A 20,305-nucleotide genomic window follows, 5' to 3' on the forward strand; every position below is an offset into this window, starting at 1 on the left:
CTATCGAGTTTTTTCAACCATTTCCTTAAATAATTTGCCTCGGTGCTCATAGTTTTTAAACAGGTCGAAACTGGCACAAGCCGGAGATAAAAGCACCACATCACCTTCTTCTGCTAATTCCTTGGCAATTTTAACGGCCTCTTCCATACTTTTTGTCTCCACCAATTTTGGCACCATGGTGCCAAAAGCATTAACAAGCGGAGCATTATCCAACCCCATACAAACAAGGGCTTTTACTTTCTCTTTAACCAATCCGTTCAACTCCGAATAATCATTTCCCTTATCTGTTCCACCTGCTATCCAAACAACTGGTTTTTTCATACTGTCCAGAGCATACCATGTGGAGTTTACATTGGTTGCTTTTGAATCATTAATAAACAGCACCCCATTTTTCTCGCCAACCTTTTCCAGGCGGTGCTCAACCCCACCAAACGTTCTCAAACCTTCTTTAATGGCTTCAATCTCAACCCCGGCGTGCATAGCAGCCAACGATGCAGCCATGGCATTGTACAAATTATGTTTCCCCGCGAGAGAAATTTCATTAATTGGCAAGATGAGTTTTCGCTCGTTAATTTCTGCTCTCAACTCCATATTCTCAATCCTTGCGGCGCACTCTTTATCAAGTGAAAAAGGCATTAAATGAGCAGGTGTGATTCCATTTCTCAGATTTCGGTTTATCACATCATCATCCAGACACCAGATAAAGCAGTCGTCGCTGAGTTGGTTTTGGATGATTCGGAATTTGGATGCCACATAATTATCCATCCTGTATTCGTATCGATCCAGATGGTCGGGCGTGATGTTGGTAATCACCGCTGTATTTACCCGAAAGGAAAAAATCCCATCCAGTTGAAAACTGCTCAATTCCATTACAAAATAGTCAGGGTCGCGACTAACCAGCGTTCTGCACGGACTCACTCCCACATTACCCGACAAAACAGCATCAAGTCCGGCCATTTTCATGATGTGATGCAACCACAACGTAGTTGTGGTTTTTCCGTTACTTCCGGTTATTCCAATGATATGAGCCTTGCTGTATCTTCCGGCAAATTCAATATCAGAAATAATAGAAACCCCATTGGATTTCAACTTAACCACAATCGGAGCTGAATCAGGAATACCCGGACTTTTAATCACTTCATTTACTCCGGCAAACTTCTCAAATGAGTGCTGGCCTTCTTCGAAAAGGATATTGTTTTCCTCCAGTTCACGGCGAAAGCCGGGAGCTATTTGTCCCATATCGGAAACAAACACCTTGAATCCTTTGCTTTTAGCTAAAAGAGCGGCACCTGTTCCGCTTTCACCTGCACCCAGAATAACAATTTCCTTTTGCATTTTACCTGATCTTTAATGTAACAATGGTCAGTACTGCTAAAATGATGCTCACAATCCAAAATCGCGTAACGATTTTGGATTCAGTATATCCTTTCATTTGATAATGATGGTGCAAAGGCGCCATTTTAAACACACGACGACCCTCTCCATATTTTCGTTTGGTATATTTAAAATACCCAATCTGAATCATCACAGATAAATTCTCAACCAGAAAAACTCCGCAAAGAATTGGTATCAACAACTCTATCCTGACCAATATTGCAAAAACAGCAATGATGCCTCCAATGGTCAAGCTGCCTGTATCCCCCATAAAAACCTGCGCCGGAAATGAGTTATACCACAAAAAACCGATACAAGCACCTATAAATGCACTCATAAACACCACCAACTCCTGCGAGTGCGGAATAAACATGATGTTTAAATAATCGGCATAAATGACATGGCCTGAGACGTAGGCAAAAATACCGAGTGTGACGCCTATTATGGAGGAGACGCCCGTTGCCAAGCCATCCAACCCGTCGGTCATGTTTGCGCCGTTGGAAACGGCGGTTATTATAAATGTTACCACCAGAACAAATACCACCCACCCCCATGCTTTGGCTTTATCGCCTAAAAACTCAACCAAAGAAGTATAGTTTATCCGGTTGTTTTTGAAGAATGGGACATTTGTTACGGGGGCTTTAATGGTTTCAACCTTTATTTTCTGAACTTTTTCGCCTTCCACAGATTCAACGTACATATCGGGCACAGGCGTTTTAATTCGTGCCACCACATCCTGGTTAAAATAGAGCGTAAGTCCCACAATTAGCCCCAAACCAACCTGTCCGATGATTTTAAATCTTCCGGCCAAGCCTTCTTTGTTCTTCTTAAAAACCTTGATGTAATCGTCAAGAAATCCGATGATCCCCAGCCAAACTGTTGTAACTACCATCAGCAGCACATAAACATTGTCGAGCCGCGCAAATAAAAGCACCGGAATGAGGATGGAGATAATAATTATAATGCCCCCCATGGTAGGCGTTCCAACCTTTTGGTACTGTCCTTCCAGTCCAAGATCGCGAACCACCTCACCGATTTGCTGTTTCTGTAGTTTTCGAATAACCCATTTACCAATAAAAAGGCCTATGAGTAAGGAAAAAATGACAGCCATTCCCGATCGGAAAGAGATGTATTGAAACATCCCGGAACCGGGAAAATCGATGGATTGCAAATATTCAAATAGATAAAAAAGCATTTCTGTTTATTTAAGGGGATACTTGGTTAATCATGTATTTGTGTTTCAAACATTTTTAAAAACAGACTCATCAAAGTTGTTCAAAATATTCACGAATAATTTCTCTATCGTCAAAATGGGAGCGAACACCTTTAACTTCCTGATATGTTTCGTGTCCCTTACCTGCCACCAGAATAACATCGCCTTTCTTAGCCAATGTGCAGGCTGTTTTAATGGCTTCTTTGCGGTTTGTAATACAAATCACTTTTATGCGATCACTAAAGAGAACACCTTCCATCATTTGCTCAATGATGGTTTCCGGGTTTTCGCTTCGCGGATTATCAGAAGTTAAGATGACCCTTGAGCTGCTTTTAACAGCTTCGGCAGCCATAATTGGCCGTTTGGTGGCGTCTCGGTCGCCTCCGGCTCCCACCACCGTTATTAATTCATTTTCGGGTTTGCGAATTTGATTTAATGCTTCCAGCACATTAATCAGTGCATCGGGCGTGTGGGCGTAATCAACCACACCGGTAACCCCGGTTTTCGATCGGATGGTTTCAAACCGTCCATCTACCGACTTTAGGCTGCTTAAAGATCTCAACACCTCCTGCTCATCCCATCCCAACAATCTTGCGGCACCATAAACAGCCAAAAGATTCGAGGCATTAAAACGTCCGATGAAAGGAGTCCACATCTCCTTTCCGTTAAACTCCAACTGCATGCCTTCGAAAAGGCTCTCAATGATTCGTCCACGAAAATCGGCCATTTCCCTTAAGGAGAAAGTGCTATGGCTTGCTTTACAATTCTGGAGCATGACCATTCCGTTTTTGTCATCACAATTTACCAAAGCAAAGGCCTCTTTGTCCATATTGTCGAAGAATGTTTTTTTAGCCTTCAGATATGCATCAAACGTTTTATGATAATCGAGATGGTCGTGTGTAAGGTTGGTGTATATACCTCCTCTGTAGTTGATACCAGCCACCCTTTTTTGATCCAGGGCATGAGAACTCACCTCCATAAAACAATATTCGCAACCCTCATCCACCATTTGGCGCATCAGTCCCTGAAGAGTCACAGCATCAGGAGTGGTGTGAGATGCATCCAGTTTAACATCGTTGATAAAATTAGCAACCGTAGAACACAAACCAACTTTATATCCAAGTTCAAGCGCCAATCTGTAAAGAAGCGTTGCTACGGTTGTTTTTCCATTGGTTCCGGTCACTCCCACTACCTTCATTTTATCAGAAGGAAAATCGAAATGAAAGGCAGCCAATTTTGCCAAGGCTTCGTGAGAATCCCGAACCTGAACAACCATCGCATCATCAGGAATTGCTTCAGGCAATTCCTGACATACCACCGCACGACATCCCGACTCAAAAACCGCAGGAATAAATTTATGGCCATCGGTTACAGTGCCCTTCATGGCAACAAACAGCGATGTGGCATTTACCTTTCTTGAATCAAACACGATGGCATCCAGTTTAGGATTGCCATTCCCAACAACTTTCTTCTCTTCAAGAAATGCGATATAATCAATGAATTGCTTCATACAACAGATTCTTAGAATATTAGGAACAAGATTTTTAGACCTTACTTAAACACTGATTAATTGATTACTAAACTGTTAAAACCACCTCTACCAAAATGACAAAAAGCCATTAAAACTCTATAGACTATATTATATAACTTTTACTCTTTAATAGATCGTTAATCTTTTTTATTTGCCTAATTATCAGGCGTTTATGAATCCATCGTAGTATTATACAATCTACTGATAATAAGAAACTTACTTATATCTAAAAGTCTAACGTTCTATTGACTCTTTAATTCAGTCGAATGTAAATGGTATTTCCACGCCTGAAGGAAGTTCCCGCTGCCAGTGACTGACTCACAACACGCCCAACTCCCTGTATGTGTACATTAAGTCCTGCATTTTCCAACACCGCGATGGCATCTTTTGCTCCCATACCAATTACAGACGGAACCAATCCCGGCGGGATGGTTCTGGGTCGCATTACAATTGCCGAATCGGTTGCCATTGTGGATATCCATTCAGTTTCGGTACTTTTATCATACACCGGCAATCCCAATCTGCTATAAATCTTATTTAACTCATCACGGGTTCCCCCTTTTGAAAAAGGTAAGACAGCGTTCGGGTTCTGTGCTACAATTACCGGCGTAGAAGCCTCGTGAATGGTTGTCGCATAAACTCTGTCGGAAATCTCTCTAAAAACAGTTCCTGCCACCACATTTCCGTAATATACATTGTTTGAGGGGGCGCTTACTACCACTATGCAAGAATATCGAGGATTATCAGCAGGAAAATATCCCACAAAGGATGCCTGGTATTCAACATTTCCCCCTCCCCTGTAACCTTCTGCTCCACGTGCCACCTGTGCTGTACCCGTTTTCCCTGCAATTGTGTACTGACGGTTTCTGATGTTGGTGGCCGTACCTCTCTCAACTACACCCAATAAAAGCTGGTGAGCTGTCTCGATGGTCTCTCGTGAAGCAATAGAAGGGTTTATTACTTCGGATGAAAATCTTTTAACCATACGGCCGTGCCTGCTGTATCCTTTTACAAACTTAGGCTTAACCATTCGTCCCTTGTTGGCTACCGCATTATAGAAAGTAAGCGTTTGCAGCGGCGTTAACTTTACCTCGTAGCCAATAGACATCCAAGGTAACGTGGTACCTGACCATGAGTTATCTCCGGGATATTTGATTAAAGGTCGCCCCTCTCCGTGTATTTCAACACCCAAAGGTTGGTTGAGGTCCATATTATACAATCGATCTACAAATCGCCTTGGATTATCTTTATAGCTATCAAAAATGATTCTGGATATCCCAATATTTGAAGATTTTTCAAAAATTTCGCTTACACTCAACTTTCCAAAACCACTTGGATTACTGTCACGCATCACTTGATCAAAATATCGAAACGCGCCATTCCCGGTATCAATACTGTCAGTAATACGAATTGCACGATCCTCAAGTGCAGCCATTATAACCGGCAACTTAAATGTTGAGCCCGGTTCCGTTGATGCACCAATGGCATAATTAAAATAGTCCTCAATATAAACTCCTTGCCTGATCCTGTGCAAATTGGCGATGGCTTTAATAGCTCCAGTCTGAACCTCCATTAAAATAGCAACACCATGGCTGGCATTGTGTCTCACAAGTTGGTTTCTCAATGCATGTTCGGCCACATCCTGAATAGCAATATCAATGGTGGTAACAATATCCAATCCATCAACAGGTGGAACAACCACTTCCGGCACCCACCTTCCCGAAACACGTTTCATTGCACTGCTTCCAGGTGTTCCACTTAAAACATCATTATAGGCATGCTCCAATCCCACCATACCGCCTTTGGAACTTTCGCCATAAAGTTTTCCAATGGTTCTTGCAGCCAGTGAACCAAAAGGTAGTTCACGACGGTCAAATTGCTCGGGAATAAATCCTCCCCTGTTGCGTCCAAGCCGGAATAATGGAAAATTATTAACCTTTTGCAAATCAGTGTAAGAAATCCTGCGGGGATGAACCATATGATAGCGACGCCCGTTTTGACGTGCCAGCGTCAAATCTCTTTTGTAAGCTGCGGCACTTTTATCTCTGAAAAAATTAGAAAGATGCCAGGCCAGTGAATCAATGTGTGCATTAAACAGTTCGTCGGTCAAACCTTCTGCCAGCAAATCCATATACAACCGGTAGCTGGGAACAGAACAAGCCAGTTTCCGTCCGTTTACATCCAGAATTTCACCACGGTTTGCATCTACAATGTTTCTGTCATTCCCGCTGTGAGAAATGGCTTTCCATTGATCGGCCTCAAAAAGTTTTAACGAAATCAGTTCAAAAATAAGCCAAAAAGAGAGTCCCAAGAAGAAGAGATATATAATCCCCACCCTGAAGATGATGCTTCTTTTTATGGCCATGTGTCTCCCTCCTCCTTATTTTTTATCAACTTTTAATACCCTCGGGGGTGTTTTAAGTACTTCCAGCCCCAACCCTGCTTGCTGTACCCTTCTAACCACCTCCGACTGCCGACTCATTTGCATGAGTTCGGAAGATGTTGTGATTGCCTCATATTTTAAGTGCTGAACCTCTCTTGTAAGTGCCACCTGCTCCTTCAGCAATTTTTCTACACTATAATGGTTATTGATATAAATAAATGCCAAAAAAACCAGAAAAAACAGAAAGGGGCCTTGTTTTGCAACCGATGCACTATTAAAAACCTGTCCATTTAGGAAGTCCTTTAAGGTGTACCCCTTTATATCCTGCATCGCTTCACGACCAGAATCAAATTCATTCATCGAACGCTTCTCTTCTGCCATAACTCCTGATTAATTATATTATCATGCATTTTCTACTCTTTCTGCTATTCGCAGCTTGGCACTTCTGGCTCTGGGATTGAGATTCACTTCCTCCTCTTCGGGGACAATTACCTTTCGGGTTACCACCTTAAAAGGCGTGTTGGCGTGTCCAAAGAGGTCTGTTTCAGGTTGAGATTTTTCAACATCTCCTGTTCGCATAAAATTCTTAACCATCCGGTCTTCCAGTGAATGATATGATATAACAACCAATCGGCCACCAGGCTTCAAAACACTATATGAGCTTTCCAGCATCTCCTTCAGTGCATCCATTTCTCCATTTACCTCAATACGTAGAGCCTGAAATACCTGGCCGTAAAATCTGGCTGCATCCTTTCGGGGTGCTAGTTTTGAAGCCAATTCCTTCAATTCCCAAGTGGTTTTTAATGGCTTTACATTCCGGTAATTCATTATTTCTGAAACCAGACGACGGGAAGATGAGATCTCTCCATAGAGTTTAAAAACAGTTATCAACTGCTTCTCGCTGTATGTATTAAGAATGTCTGCAGCTGTATATGCCTGATTCTTGTTCATACGCATATCCAGTTCGGCATCAAACCGAAAAGAGAAACCCCTGTCGGCTGCATCAAAATGATGCGAGGAAACTCCTAAATCAGCAAGAATCCCATCCACTGGTATTGCCTCAAGGTATTTCAGAAACTGATAAATATAGCGGAAATTATGCCTGACAAATTCAACCCGACTGTCATCAATCCTATTTTCCCAGGCATCTTCGTCCTGATCGAACACTATCAATCTGCCGTTGTCAAGCTTTTCGAGAATTGCACGACTATGCCCACCTCCTCCAAAAGTAAGATCAACATAAGTCCCGTCGGGTCTTATGTTGAGACCATCAATGCTGCTTTGCAACAAAACCGGTATGTGATAGGTGGCATTCATCCCGCTACTCATTATCTTTTTGTGTACTATTGTCTAAATTCCCTAAAATGGATTCCGCTAGTTGTCCCAATTTTTCCGGATCTTCGGCAATTGAGTGATATAGATCCGATGCCCAAAGTTCAATGTGCCTATCCACTCCAACCAACACCACATCACGATCAGCGCCTGCCTGATCCATTAAACGGCGTGGAATCAAAAACCGTCCATTTCCATCCAGTGCAACCTCGGCTGATCCACGAAAGAAATCACGTAAAAACTGTTTATGATTTCTGTTGTATGGATTCAGTTTTTCACGCAAACGATCCAACTCCTCCTCCCAATAATCATAAGGGTACAACACAAGGCAATTTTCAAACAGATCTTTTCGCACAACAAAGCGCATTTCGCCCTGCCCCATCGCTTTTTTAAAAGCGGCAGGCAGCACGATACGCCCTTTTGCATCGGCTCTGCATTCAAAATCACCTATAAATGTGACCATTACACTTTTATCCTTTAGATGGTAAAGGTAAAACTTTTTTACACCACAATCAACCACTTTAACCCACTTTATTTCTATTTTTTTATCAAAAAGCATTCAAAACCCAGATGCTCCGCAGTATTTATATAGTCTATACTAACTAAAACAAACCAACTGAGTGTCGGAAACCAAACCATTTCGCTTTTTTTTCGTATACTTGGGGGTATTTTGAAAATGTTCGTTTGCAAAACAATAAGTGATCAACCTAAAAAATCGAGTTGTGGAAAGAAACAATCAGGATCCTGATTCAGAAAAAGAACTGCTTATTGACATTGAGAGGGTATTTGCAAGTAAAAACCCTGCATTATTGAAGATTATTCCCGGTTTCATCGTCCGATATCTAAAGCGGATCACTCATCAGGATGAAATCAATCAATTCATCCACTCAAACCGGAATAAAAAAGGGCTTGAATTTTCCAAAGCCATATTGGATGGTTTCGGGGTGGCATATAACACACAAGGATTAGATCAAATTCCATCTGGTGGAAGATATCTCTTTGCCTCCAACCACCCCCTTGGTGGGATGGATGGAATTGCTTTCATGACTGCAGTTGGAGAAAAATTCCCCAATCTAAAGTTTCCTGTTAACGACATCCTGATGAATATTAAGGGGCTGGATAATATTTTCCTGCCATTAAATAAACACGGAGCGCATTCCAGAGAGGCAGCCATTGCACTGGAAGAGGCATATTCTTCAGAAGCCCAGATCTTGATGTTCCCTGCCGGACTTGTAAGTCGCAAGCAAAAAGGGGTTATAAGAGATCTGGAGTGGAAAAAGAATTTCGTCAGGAAGGCCATTCAGCATCAACGAGATATAGTTCCGGTACACATAACAGGCAGGAATACAAACTTCTTCTATAAACTTGCTAATATTCGAAAAAGATTGGGCATAAAAGCCAATATTGAGATGCTCTATCTTGCCGATGAATTCTATAAGCAACGAGGAGAAAATCTGACCATCAGATTTGGCACACCTATAAAATGGGAAAGCATTAAAAATGAGGCGAATCCCACACAAAGTGCTGAAAAAATAAAGGAAATGGTCTATGAGTTACCAAAAATCAACTAATTTTGCATCAAATTAAAATACAATCAAATAAATGGATTCCATCAAACCAGTAATACCTCCAGTGCCACGGCACTTGTTGGAAGAAGAGATGACCAAAGATATATTTGTCAGGAAGACCAACAAGGGGGATAACAGAATTTATGACTTCTCGGCAGAGCAGGCACCAAACCTTTTGAAAGAGATTGGAAGACTCCGAGAATTGGCATTTAGAACAGCAGGAGGCGGAACAGGTAAAGAAATTGACCTGGATGATTATGATACATCGGAAGTTCCTTACAGACAATTAATAGTTTGGGATCCCGACGAAAAAGAGATTCTCGGAGGCTATCGCTACATCATGGGCGACCAGGTAAAATCCAATGATAAAGGAGAAGTTGAAATTGCTACATCCAAAATGTTCAATTTTTCTGATGAGTTTATCAAGGATTATCTGCCACACACCATTGAATTGGGTCGATCATTTGTTCAACCGCAATACCAATCCAGCAAAATGGGAGCAAAAAGCCTTTTTGCTCTGGATAATTTATGGGACGGTTTAGGAACGTTAATCGTGAACAATCCACACATGCAATACTTTTTTGGAAAAGTAACCATGTACACCCATTATAACCAGGAAGCCAAAGATCTAATCCGCGCATTTATGGGCGTTTATTTCAGAGATAAAAACAATTTGGTTTATCCGAAAGTACCTGTAAAAACCTCAATTACCGATGATATGGTAAAAGAGATTTTCACCTGCGACTCTTATGCCGATGATTATAAAGTGTTAAGTAAAAAGGTACGCGAATTGGGAGAAAACATTCCTCCTCTGATCAATGCCTACATGAACCTTTCACCATCTATGAGGACTTTCGGTACAGCTGTAAACGAAAGTTTTGGATACGTGGAAGAGACAGGAATCATCATTACCATAAAGGAACTTTATCAAGCCAAAGTAAACAGGCATGTTGAATCCTATAATCCAAATGACACCCACGAATAACGAGAATTATCTAAAAAATAAATGAACCAAAGGTCATGTGGAAAAGTTTAACTTCCGTATGGCCTTTCTCTTTTTTTTATTTAAATTACCAATAAAATTAAGCGATTCATGAAACGAGTCCCGAGTATTCGGTGACCATTGAAAAACAAGTTTTAGACAGATGAAACAATACGATCTCGTCATTATTGGAAGTGGGCCTGCAGGTTTTTCAGCTGCAGTAAGAGGTGTTGATTTTGGAATGAAAGTTTGTCTGATTGAAGGAGGGCATCTTGGGGGCGCTGGTATAATGAACGGTGCACTCACCTCCAAAACCATGTATGAGCTTTCGCTTGATTACTCTGTTGCGGCACGCGTAGACAGAGGCTACAGAGCCAGTGGCTTAACGGTTGATTACAAACAGGTAAGAAACACGGTGATTCAAGCCGCTAAGGAGAAACAATATCAAATGAGGAGCCAGATCGAAACATTTGCAAGGAACAAGCAAATGCAAGGCTCTATAACACTGATTCATGGGATGGCCTCTTTTATTGACCAGCATACACTTTCTGTTAAAACAGAAAGTGGCGAAGAGAATATAAAAGGAGAAAACATACTGATCGCGACGGGGTCTCAACCCAGAAAATATCCCGACCTTGAAGTAGATGGCGAACGAATCATCAATTCAGAAGGCATTCTATCTTTAAAGCACTTCCCTGAAAGAATACTTATTATTGGCTCAGGAATCATCGGTTGTGAGTTTGCCACCATCTTTTCAAATTTCAAGCAGACAGAAGTGCATTTGGTGGACAGAGCCAATCGGGTACTTCCATATGAGGATGATGACGTAAGTGACTATGTGGCAGAAAATTTGACCGGCAACGGCGTAACCATCCATCATACGGCTCAGTTGAGAACCATCGTCAAGCACCCCGGACACCTGGAGGTCATTCTCGACTACGACAACGGGCACAGCAAAGTTTTGGAAGTTGATGTGGCTCTCATATCAATAGGCAGGGTTTCGAACCTGAAATATTTAAAGCCTGAAAACGCAGGATTAACACCTACTGATAAAGGCATATTGGAAATAAACGACAATTGTCAGGTCATTATAAACGGACAGCCTTCCAATATTTATGCCGCCGGCGATGTTACAGGGCATTCTCAATTATATAGTGTGGCCGAACTACAGGGACGCAAAGCGGTTGAAAAAATGGCCGGGAAAGTTGGTTATCCACTGGATTACTCACACATGAGTACACTGATGTTTTTTAAGCCTGAAGTGGCCGCCGTAGGAGCCAATGAAAAGATGCTTCAAAAAGCTGGAATTGCTTATAAAGCGGCTTATTACTCAAACAAACTAATAAACCGTGCCATTGCCATGCGAAGCACCACTGGTTTTATTAAAATACTTGTAAGCGATGACCACGAACAACGAATTTTAGGTATGCGTGCCTCTGGCCCGCAAGCTTCATCATACATTGTTTCTGTGGCGCACCTCATAAATCAGGGTGACAGTCTTGGCGAAGTCCTGAAAATATTTTACCCTCACCCCAGCGTAGCCGAAGGGATACAAGAGTGCCTCAGGACAATTGGGAAACGATCAATATATAAACCCATGGCATTTCCTGATGAGATTTATATCAGGGAATGGAAACCCAGTGATCAAATGGATCAAAGCTGAGCCCACCTGCATTTTGATAATACCCATTAACAATAGATCGTTAGTCCCGAGATATTCGAGATTATATTATTAGATCCAGGCATATTTCTTATTATCAACTAATTGAACATCATGCCTGCTAGCATGTATATATTTAAGATCAGGTAAATAAAAAACATTAACGAACTATTAAGTTTATACTTCGGTTGAAAACACAAAGTGTGATGATTAATTTCTTTAACAGAAATGCAAAAAAAACAATGTTCATTGTTTTTACAACCATGTTGATACTTTCAACATGGTTCATTCTGCCATATTATTTAAAAAGAGCTATTATCCATCAACACCCGGGAATATACGATTACGAAATTTTTCCAAACAGAACAATTGAAACAAACGCCCCCCAACCATGGCCAGCATCATCATTATATGGCATACCGATCTTTTCAGATGAACAAAAAGATTCAGTAGAACTGATGAAAACCACCGCGTTTTTAGTGATAAGTAACGACTCGCTAATATTTGAATATTATGCAGATGATGATGACAAAACCAGCATATCCAACTCGTTCTCTGTCGCCAAAAGCATTATAGGCCTGTTAATCGGTGCAGCCATAGACGATGGTTACATAAAAAATCTTCATCTACCCATAGAAGAGCTTTTACCTGATTACACCAATTTGCACGGACAAGGGCTAACCCTGGAGCATTTACTGACCATGAGTTCGGGAACAGATTGGGATGAAGCATATAGCTCAGCTTTCTCCATTACAACAAAAGCCTATTATGGTAATGATTTGAACGCTCTCATGCACAGAATAACGGTAACTGATTCGCCGGGAAGCACCTTCAATTACAGGAGTGGCGACACCCAGCTTCTTGCAACTATTCTGACGCGAGTAACCGGAATGACTGTTTCGCAATATGCTTCGCAAAAGCTTTGGCAACCCATGGGAGCTGAGACTCCTGCACTATGGTCTATTGACAGAGAGCACGGAATGGAAAAGGCATATTGCTGTTTTAACAGCAATGCCAGAGATTTTGCAAGAATCGGGCAACTAATTTTGAATAACGGAAACTGGAAGGGCAACCAAATCATTCCCGAAAAATACATTCAGAAATCTATAACTCCTGCCTCTCACCTAAAAGACCGGGATGGAAATCTCGTGGATTTTTATGGCTACCAATGGTGGATTATGCAATACAATGGAGAGAAAATTCCATATGCAAGAGGGATTTTAGGCCAGTATATTTTCATTGTACCGTCTATCAACACCATCATTGTTCGGTTGGGACATGAAAGAAGTGAAATAAGAATAGAAGAGCACCCAATTGATGCATATATCTGGTTGAAAACAGGAATAGATTTGCATAAGCAAATCTATTCACAATAGTTCCAATAAAAAACTTCGTTTTAACAACAAGACTGATAAGCCCTTGCATTATTTCCTTCAACGTAATTTATGAAAGCCGAATTCACCACTTTATTTCCACCCGGAGTTGGATAATTTCCCGTAAAATACCAGTCGCCCAAGTCATTGGGACAAGCCTTATTTAAATTCACAACTGATTGAAACAGCACTTCAACATCGGCATCTATATCAACAGGACGAAGCATTTCGGCCACTTTGGCTGAAATTTGTTCATCGGTAAAGGGTCTGTAAATATCCTTTACATAGTTCATCATCTCCTCTTTGGGAAGGTTCATCTGTGATTTACACTTCTCATAAACTTCTGTTATGGTACTCTCTAAGCCGTTTTCTTTTAACAACTCAATGGCTGCTCTAAAAGCACAAAAGTCACCCAAACGAGCCATATCAATACCATAACAATCCGGATATCTGATTTGTGGAGCCGACGAGACAATGATTATTTTCTTGGGATGGAGACGATCTAGAATTTTCAGGATACTCTGTTTGAGAGTGGTTCCTCTTACTATAGAGTCGTCGATAACCACTAATGTATCAACTTTATTCCGAACAATTCCATAGGTCACGTCATAAACGTGAGCCACCATGTCGTCTCTCGAAGAGTCAGCTGTAATAAATGTGCGGAGCTTAACGTCTTTCACGGCTATTTTCTCAACTCTTGGTTCACGGGAAAGAATCTCTTCCATCTTGGTTGTATCAGGATTGACGCCTAATTTACGAACCTCATCAAGTCTCCATTTCACCAGATATTCTCTCACCCCTTCCATCATCCCATAAAATGCGGTTTCAGCCGTATTTGGAATGTATGAGAAAACAGTATCTTCAAGGTTATGGTTAATCTTTTTCAGTATAAGCGGAGCAAGTAATCTTCCTAGTTCTTTGCGCTCAAGATATATTGATTTATCACTACCCCGGGAGAAATAGATTCTTTCGAATGAACATGATTTTCGAGTTTGAGGTACACTGACCATCTCTTCTTTAATTTGTCCATCCTTTTTAATAATTAGAGCATATCCGGGTTTTAATTCCTGCACTTCATTGGCTCTAACGTCTAAAGCAGTCTGAATCACCGGACGCTCAGAAGCAACTACCACAATTTCGTCGTTGTAATAGTAAGATGCAGGACGTATTCCCCATGGATCGCGTGCTACAAAAGCATCTCCATGTCCCAGCAAACCTGCAAGCACATATCCTCCATCCCACTTTTTACTTGATCGTTCGAGAATTTTACGTACATCGAGATCCCTTTCAATGAAGCTGGATATTTCACGATTGCTGTAACCTTCATTCTTAAACTGTCGGAAAAGTAACTGATTCTCCTCGTCCAGAAAATGGCCTACATTTTCGAGAATAGAAACGGTATCGGTGTAGTCCTTTGGGTGTTGGCCTAATTCCACCAAAGCATTGTAGATTTCATCCACATTGGTGAGGTTAAAATTACCCGCCAAAACAAGGTTTCGCGATCTCCAGTTGTTCTCACGCATAACAGGGTGAACATAATCCAGCGAGTCATTTCCAAAAGTGCCATATCTTAAATGCCCCAGATAAAGTTCACCGGCAAATGGGAGGTTCTCCTTTGCCCAAATGGAATCACAAAACTGCTCATGGTTATGATCATCATCGTATTGAAAATGTTTAAATATTCTTGAGAACACATCCTGAATAGGATTACTTAGATTAGACCGCTCCCTAAAGAGATATTTTTTACCTGCAGGCTGATCAATTTTCAGGTTTACAACTCCGGCTCCGTCCTGTCCCCTGTTGTGCTGCTTCTGCATTAACAGGTAGAGTTTATTCAGCCCGTAACGCCATGTTCCATACTTTTCCCGGTAGTAATCCAAAGGTTTTAGCAACCTGATTAGAACCACCCCACACTCATGTTTAACTTGATCGCTCATGTTGAATTATCACAAAAATATTAATGCAAATTTATTCTGTTTTTAATTATAATTCCATTATTAAAACCAGGAAACTTAATCACCAACCAAATACCTTTAAACAAAAAACCGCCGTAATACGGCGGTTTTTCTTATATTAATTCCTGTTAAAATCGTCCAATCTGATGGCCGGTTCTCTGACCACATAGCTGTTTGGAAAAATACCCCTGACATTCTTCAACAGAGGTAATGCTTCATGTTTGTGTCTGAAACTGCCGACCCTGACTCTCCAAAATGGAGCGTTGTACTCAACTAATACACGCTCATCGGGAAACTGACTTAACAGTTTCGTCCTGACTTCCTGCGCCTCCTGTCTGGCTTGCGCACCAGTACCTGAATATAATTGAATACGATACCCTTCAACACCGGGCATGTTTCGGTTATTCCGAACATAGTGTCCCATCATCTGCTCAACCGCTGGTGACTGGCGGATAACAATACGCCCCTCGCCCATTCTCCGACTTTCAACTCGTGCAAAAGGAGAATCTCCGGCTGTCCACCTCCCTTCCTGACCAAATGCCACTTGACACAACAAACTAAATATTGCGATAAGAAGTACCTTCATCATTACGTTATAATTCAACAGTGGTGATTAAAAACTAAAGCTCCTAATCAAGAATTGTACCATCCCACTTTTTTCATGACAAAGATACTGATTTATTCTCTTTCGGGAACGACCAAAAGGGGCAAATCTGAAAGATTGAGTAACTCGTTGGCAAAAGGGTGAAAAATACTATCAAAAGGATTCATTGTTTTTCTAACTGGAAGAGCTATAATGGTTACATCCTTCTCATGTGCATATTTCAACATTTCCTTTGGCCCTTCGGAACCATCTACCTGAATGGCTTCCACATTCAGGAAAGGATCTTTTTTGAGATATTTTTCAACCTGGTGCATGTAAGTGTTAACCCTACCGGACATAAACCACCTGGATTTTTTATTGATTCCTGCGACCAATACAGAAGCATTGGAAAGTCTTGCAAACTGGGCAACCTGAGGAACTATTCTACGGCTCACTTTCTCTGTATCAATTGGAAGTAGAATCTTCTGGTTCTCTTTAAAAACCATCTCTTTTCGAACTGCCAAAACCGGACACGGAGCATTAGCTACCAACCTGTATGCATTGCTACCAAGCCAACGATCTTCGAAACCTGAAACACCGTGGGTACCAATTACGATAAGGTCAGAATCATCATAATGAGCCTGATTGGTAATTTCACGAACTACATTTCCCTCGCGAATTTTAAAGTCTATTTGTCCATTCTCTACCACATAATTGTCACGCACACGTTTCATCAAATAACTCATAAAATCCACATCCATATCTTTTAAAGCTAGATCCGGATTGTTTTTGGCAAATTGCGGATGATACTTCAAACCGGTTCTAACGTGCATCATTCGTAGTTTTGCCTTTATCAGGTTTGCAATATCCAAACCCATATCCACAGCAAAAATGGAGTCTTCAGAGAAATCAACCGGAACTAAAATGCGCTTCATGGATAAAAAATTAGTAATTCAAGGATAACAGCTGCCAAAACCGAATAATCAATCGGTATTTAACTGACTTAATCTCGAATTATGGTTAAAAAATTATTGGCTAAGATGTATTTCATAGAATACTTAAAAACGAATATATAAACGAAAACCCAATTTAACAATTTCTAAGCATTTTTCATTTTTACGACACTCAGAATGAAAGGTTATATCTAATATTGAAAATTATTCAACAATCATATTTTCCGCAATGCGGAAAATATATCCGAACACTGACAAATAGTATATTTTTTTGCAAACCTTTTTTATATTTTTATTTTCTACAAAAAGGGATCATGGAACTTGTCCCGAGGCCTCGAGACAAATTGTAGTTACTTAAAAACAAATTATAGACTTATGAATAAGCAGATAAAAGAATTCAGAGAATACCGTTCAAAGATGAATGAACGCATATTAACCTCCGATAATCTGGTATTAAAAAGATTGTTTAACCTTGACACCAACACCTACGCAGAGGGAGCATTAAGCACCGGAATTAAGGAAATGCTTGGATTGGTTAGTTCAATGGTTCTCAGATGCGACGACTGCATTAAGTACCATTTGGAAAAATGCTATGAACAAAAAGTGACAACAGAAGAGATTATGGAGATATTTTCTGTAGCCAATATTGTGGGTGGAACCATTGTTATTCCACACACCAGAAGAGCCTTGGAGTACTGGGATCTTCTCAACAACTCAGAAAATCAGGAGATTTAGGCATCTACCCGGGAACATCCTTATACCGGCTTTTATTATTGCAATAAATTTCATATATTGAATGTTTAGTGTAATTTTGCACAAAACCATCTAAAAAGAATAATGGTGCACGAACATCTGTTGGACTTTGAATCGATAAGACCATACGAGGATCAGGAGATTCAATCAGTTTTCAATCGTCTAAAAAGTGAAAAATCATTTCTCAGGTTGCTGGGTTTTCTTTATCCGCAATTGCCCCCGGAGCAATTTATGGATAAACTGATGCATCTGAAATCCATTCGGCAATTTCAGGAGCAGGTGATTTCAGCTTATGTAAAGGACGTTATAAAAAAAACCACCAAAGGTGTTACTGTTGACGGTTTGAAGAAACTCAATAAAAAAGATTCTTATCTGTTCATATCAAATCACAGGGATATAGTTCTTGATCCCGCCATTTTAAATGTACTGCTTTTTGAACACGGATTCAATACAACTGAAATTGCCATAGGCGATAATTTATTGATCTATCCCTGGATTACTGACCTGGTAAAACTCAACCGTACTTTTATAGTTAAAAGAAACCTGCCCATCAAGCAAATGATGGAAAGCTCAAGGGTTTTATCATCCTACATTCGTTATACCCTCTCAGAAAAAAAACACAGCATCTGGATTGCTCAAAGAGAAGGCCGCTCTAAAGACGGCAACGACAGAACACAAATAAGCCTTTTAAAGATGCTTAATATAGCAGGCAAAAACTCTTTGGTAGAGAATTTCAAGGAACTAAAGATTGTCCCTGTTTCCATCTCCTATGAATTTGACCCATGTGACTATCTTAAGGCCATGGAGTTTCTGAATAAAAGAGACAATGCCGATTATCAGAAAACAAAGGAAGATGATTTAATGCATATGGCAACAGGGCTGCGAGGCAGGAAAGGAAGAGTCCATTTTGCTTTTGGTCAGCCTTTGACCAAAGAGTTGGACTCGATTGACACATTGACTGTTAAAAACGACCAGTTTTCTGCTCTTGCTGATTTGATTGATCGCCATGTTCATTTGAATTACAAATTATGGCCGGGAAATTATGTTGCTCTTGACATTCTAAACAAAAGTGACGAAAACGCCAAGAACTATACTGGCAAGGAAAAACTGGAATTCTTAGAATATCTGGAAGATCATATCAGCAGAACTAAAGGTGCCGATCGTGGTTTCATATACAACTCCTTATTGGAAATGTATGCCAACCCTGTAGTTAACCAGCGCTCATACAACGTCGAAGCCAACTTATAACAAACAGAATTTCACACATTTTAGTTTGAGACAGCCATTTCACCTGCCAAATAGCCGGTAGAGAATGCAATTTGGAGATTGAATCCCCCTGTATTGGCGTCAAGATCGATTACTTCGCCGGCAAACCAAAGATTTTTCAAAAGTTTAGATTCCATGGTTTTGGAGTTTATCTCCAAAACAGGCACTCCGCCGGCAGTAATAATGGCTTCTTTATAACCGGGATGACCTGTTACCGTAAACCTGAAATCCTTCATCAATATCAATATGCGCTTTCGCTCTTTTGCATTTACCTGGTTGCAGAGTTTCTCACCATCCATTTTCAATAAACTCAAAAATACAGGGATCAACTTGGAGGGTAACCAAAGTTTGAAGATGTTTTCCAACTGTTTTTTGCCATGTTCGTTCAAATCACGTAACAAACGTGCATCCAGCTTTTTATCATCCAATGCAGGCTTCAGATCAATTCCTATTTCAACGTTGCCACCGTCGGTAATTGAATCCACCACATGCCGGCTCAAAGTAAGAATGATGGGACCTGTTAATCCATAGTGGGCAAACATTAACTCACCAAACTCCTCGGTACTTTTTTTCCCGTTAACCCATACCACGGCTTTCACGTTTTTAAGCCCAAGACCTTGAAGTTTCGCTGCCACGTCGCCCTCTGTAACCAGTGGCACCAAGGCCGGTCTCACATTGGTTATGGAGTGTCCTGCCTGACGGGCTAATTCATAGCCATCGCCGGTAGAACCTGTGGCCGGATAAGATTTCCCACCGGTACAAATGATGACATTTCTCCCGAAATAATCCATATTCCCACTTTCTGAAACAGTTCGGATTCCCTTTAATTGGCCATCAACAATTATCAGGGATTCAACACGGGTGCGATAAACGATGTCAATATTCTCCTCTCCCATCCATGCTTTAATGGCTTTTAGAACATCTATGGCTTTGTTGCTGACCGGAAACACTCTATTACCCCGTTCGGTGGTAGTTTCTACACCAAAATCGTGCAGGATTTTCAGAATGTCATCTTTAAAAAAAGTCTTGAATGCATGCTTCAAAAAACGGCCATTGGGAAATATATTTTTGAAATATTCCACTTCTGTTCCATCGTGAGTAATATTGCATCGCCCCTTACCGGTAATAAGAAGTTTACGCCCAGCCTGACGCATTTTTTCAACCAGCAGTACCCGTGCACCCAAATGCGCAGCACGTCCGGCTGCTATAAGCCCGGCAGCCCCGGCACCAATTATTATGACATCGTACTGTTTTTCAGTCATGAACTAAGGGATTATTTGCATTATGCAATAAGAGAATTCGTTCAATTTTAATTGGGAGCAATCATAAAAAGTCAAAGTTATCAGAAGATTCAATTTGCTTCAACGAAACTCCATTTT

The 20,305-nt window shown here is 40.8% G+C and carries 17 protein-coding genes; 6 read left to right on the forward strand and 11 right to left on the reverse strand.

What is annotated here, in order from left to right; translation table 11 throughout:
* From murD to EV194_RS15390, 7 genes are all read right to left on the reverse strand, one after another.
* Nucleotides 1-1,335: a UDP-N-acetylmuramoyl-L-alanine--D-glutamate ligase gene (gene murD / locus EV194_RS15360; protein ID WP_132435173.1), complete on the reverse strand. Its 1,335-nt coding sequence runs from the start codon at nucleotides 1,333-1,335 to the stop codon at nucleotides 1-3.
* Nucleotide 1,336: 1 nt separating this feature from the next.
* Entirely contained in the window at nucleotides 1,337-2,569 is a 1,233-nt protein-coding gene (gene mraY, locus EV194_RS15365; protein WP_132435175.1) for a phospho-N-acetylmuramoyl-pentapeptide-transferase, read from the reverse strand.
* A 70-nt stretch (nucleotides 2,570-2,639) separates the two neighbouring features.
* A complete protein-coding gene (locus tag EV194_RS15370; RefSeq protein ID WP_132435177.1) occupies nucleotides 2,640-4,097 on the reverse strand; it encodes a UDP-N-acetylmuramoyl-L-alanyl-D-glutamate--2,6-diaminopimelate ligase in 1,458 nt (485 codons plus the stop codon).
* A 274-nt stretch (nucleotides 4,098-4,371) separates the two neighbouring features.
* Entirely contained in the window at nucleotides 4,372-6,483 is a 2,112-nt protein-coding gene (locus EV194_RS15375) for a penicillin-binding protein (protein WP_132435179.1), read from the reverse strand.
* A gap of 15 nt (nucleotides 6,484-6,498) precedes the next feature.
* Nucleotides 6,499-6,882 (reverse strand): FtsL-like putative cell division protein, encoded by a 384-nt coding sequence (locus tag EV194_RS15380; protein WP_132435181.1) that lies wholly within the window; start codon nucleotides 6,880-6,882, stop codon nucleotides 6,499-6,501.
* 21 nt (nucleotides 6,883-6,903) lie between these two features.
* Complete coding sequence (gene rsmH, locus EV194_RS15385) at nucleotides 6,904-7,830, reverse strand: 16S rRNA (cytosine(1402)-N(4))-methyltransferase RsmH (RefSeq protein ID WP_243699430.1); 927 nt, start codon at nucleotides 7,828-7,830, stop codon at nucleotides 6,904-6,906.
* Nucleotides 7,823-8,392 carry a division/cell wall cluster transcriptional repressor MraZ gene (locus tag EV194_RS15390; RefSeq protein WP_243699431.1) on the reverse strand — a complete coding sequence of 190 codons (570 nt, stop codon included), beginning with the start codon at nucleotides 8,390-8,392 and terminating at the stop codon, nucleotides 7,823-7,825. Before EV194_RS15390 ends, rsmH begins: the two co-directional genes overlap by 8 nt.
* A gap of 163 nt (nucleotides 8,393-8,555) precedes the next feature.
* Between EV194_RS15390 and EV194_RS15395 the strand changes: the two genes are divergently transcribed.
* The 4 genes from EV194_RS15395 to EV194_RS15410 all read left to right on the forward strand — a co-directional run bounded on the left by EV194_RS15395 (nucleotide 8,556) and on the right by EV194_RS15410 (nucleotide 13,419).
* On the forward strand, nucleotides 8,556-9,404 hold the full coding sequence (locus tag EV194_RS15395) for a 1-acyl-sn-glycerol-3-phosphate acyltransferase (protein ID WP_132435183.1): 849 nt from the start codon (nucleotides 8,556-8,558) through the stop codon (nucleotides 9,402-9,404).
* A 31-nt stretch (nucleotides 9,405-9,435) separates the two neighbouring features.
* Complete coding sequence (locus tag EV194_RS15400; protein ID WP_132435185.1) at nucleotides 9,436-10,386, forward strand: GNAT family N-acetyltransferase; 951 nt, start codon at nucleotides 9,436-9,438, stop codon at nucleotides 10,384-10,386.
* Nucleotides 10,387-10,546: 160 nt separating this feature from the next.
* Nucleotides 10,547-12,046, forward strand: coding sequence for a dihydrolipoyl dehydrogenase family protein (locus tag EV194_RS15405; RefSeq protein ID WP_132435187.1), 1,500 nt, complete (start codon nucleotides 10,547-10,549; stop codon nucleotides 12,044-12,046).
* A gap of 239 nt (nucleotides 12,047-12,285) precedes the next feature.
* Nucleotides 12,286-13,419, forward strand: coding sequence for a serine hydrolase domain-containing protein (locus tag EV194_RS15410; protein WP_243699432.1), 1,134 nt, complete (start codon nucleotides 12,286-12,288; stop codon nucleotides 13,417-13,419).
* Between the two features lie 20 nt (nucleotides 13,420-13,439).
* Here EV194_RS15410 and EV194_RS15415 read toward each other — a convergent pair whose 3' ends face one another.
* The 3 genes from EV194_RS15415 to EV194_RS15425 form a co-directional block, all read right to left on the reverse strand.
* A complete protein-coding gene (locus tag EV194_RS15415) occupies nucleotides 13,440-15,353 on the reverse strand; it encodes an amidophosphoribosyltransferase (protein ID WP_132435191.1) in 1,914 nt (637 codons plus the stop codon).
* 136 nt (nucleotides 15,354-15,489) lie between these two features.
* Nucleotides 15,490-15,960, reverse strand: coding sequence for an SPOR domain-containing protein (locus EV194_RS15420; RefSeq protein ID WP_132435193.1), 471 nt, complete (start codon nucleotides 15,958-15,960; stop codon nucleotides 15,490-15,492).
* An 89-nt stretch (nucleotides 15,961-16,049) separates the two neighbouring features.
* Nucleotides 16,050-16,889, reverse strand: a complete 840-nt coding sequence (locus tag EV194_RS15425) for a universal stress protein (RefSeq protein ID WP_132435195.1) — start codon at nucleotides 16,887-16,889, stop codon at nucleotides 16,050-16,052.
* 393 nt (nucleotides 16,890-17,282) lie between these two features.
* On the opposite strand from EV194_RS15425, the gene EV194_RS15430 reads away from it, so the two are divergent.
* Both EV194_RS15430 and EV194_RS15435 read left to right on the forward strand, forming a co-directional pair.
* On the forward strand, nucleotides 17,283-17,642 hold the full coding sequence (locus EV194_RS15430) for a carboxymuconolactone decarboxylase family protein (RefSeq protein WP_132435197.1): 360 nt from the start codon (nucleotides 17,283-17,285) through the stop codon (nucleotides 17,640-17,642).
* 102 nt (nucleotides 17,643-17,744) lie between these two features.
* Nucleotides 17,745-18,908, forward strand: coding sequence for a 1-acyl-sn-glycerol-3-phosphate acyltransferase (locus tag EV194_RS15435; RefSeq protein WP_132435199.1), 1,164 nt, complete (start codon nucleotides 17,745-17,747; stop codon nucleotides 18,906-18,908).
* Nucleotides 18,909-18,928: 20 nt separating this feature from the next.
* On the opposite strand, the gene EV194_RS15440 is transcribed toward EV194_RS15435, so the two are convergent.
* Nucleotides 18,929-20,188 carry a BaiN/RdsA family NAD(P)/FAD-dependent oxidoreductase gene (locus tag EV194_RS15440; RefSeq protein ID WP_132435201.1) on the reverse strand — a complete coding sequence of 420 codons (1,260 nt, stop codon included), beginning with the start codon at nucleotides 20,186-20,188 and terminating at the stop codon, nucleotides 18,929-18,931.
* Between the last annotated feature and the right edge of the window lie 117 nt (nucleotides 20,189-20,305).

The sequence above is a fragment of the Natronoflexus pectinivorans genome (assembly GCF_004345615.1).
Taxonomy (GTDB): Bacteria; Bacteroidota; Bacteroidia; order Bacteroidales; family Marinilabiliaceae; genus Natronoflexus; species Natronoflexus pectinivorans.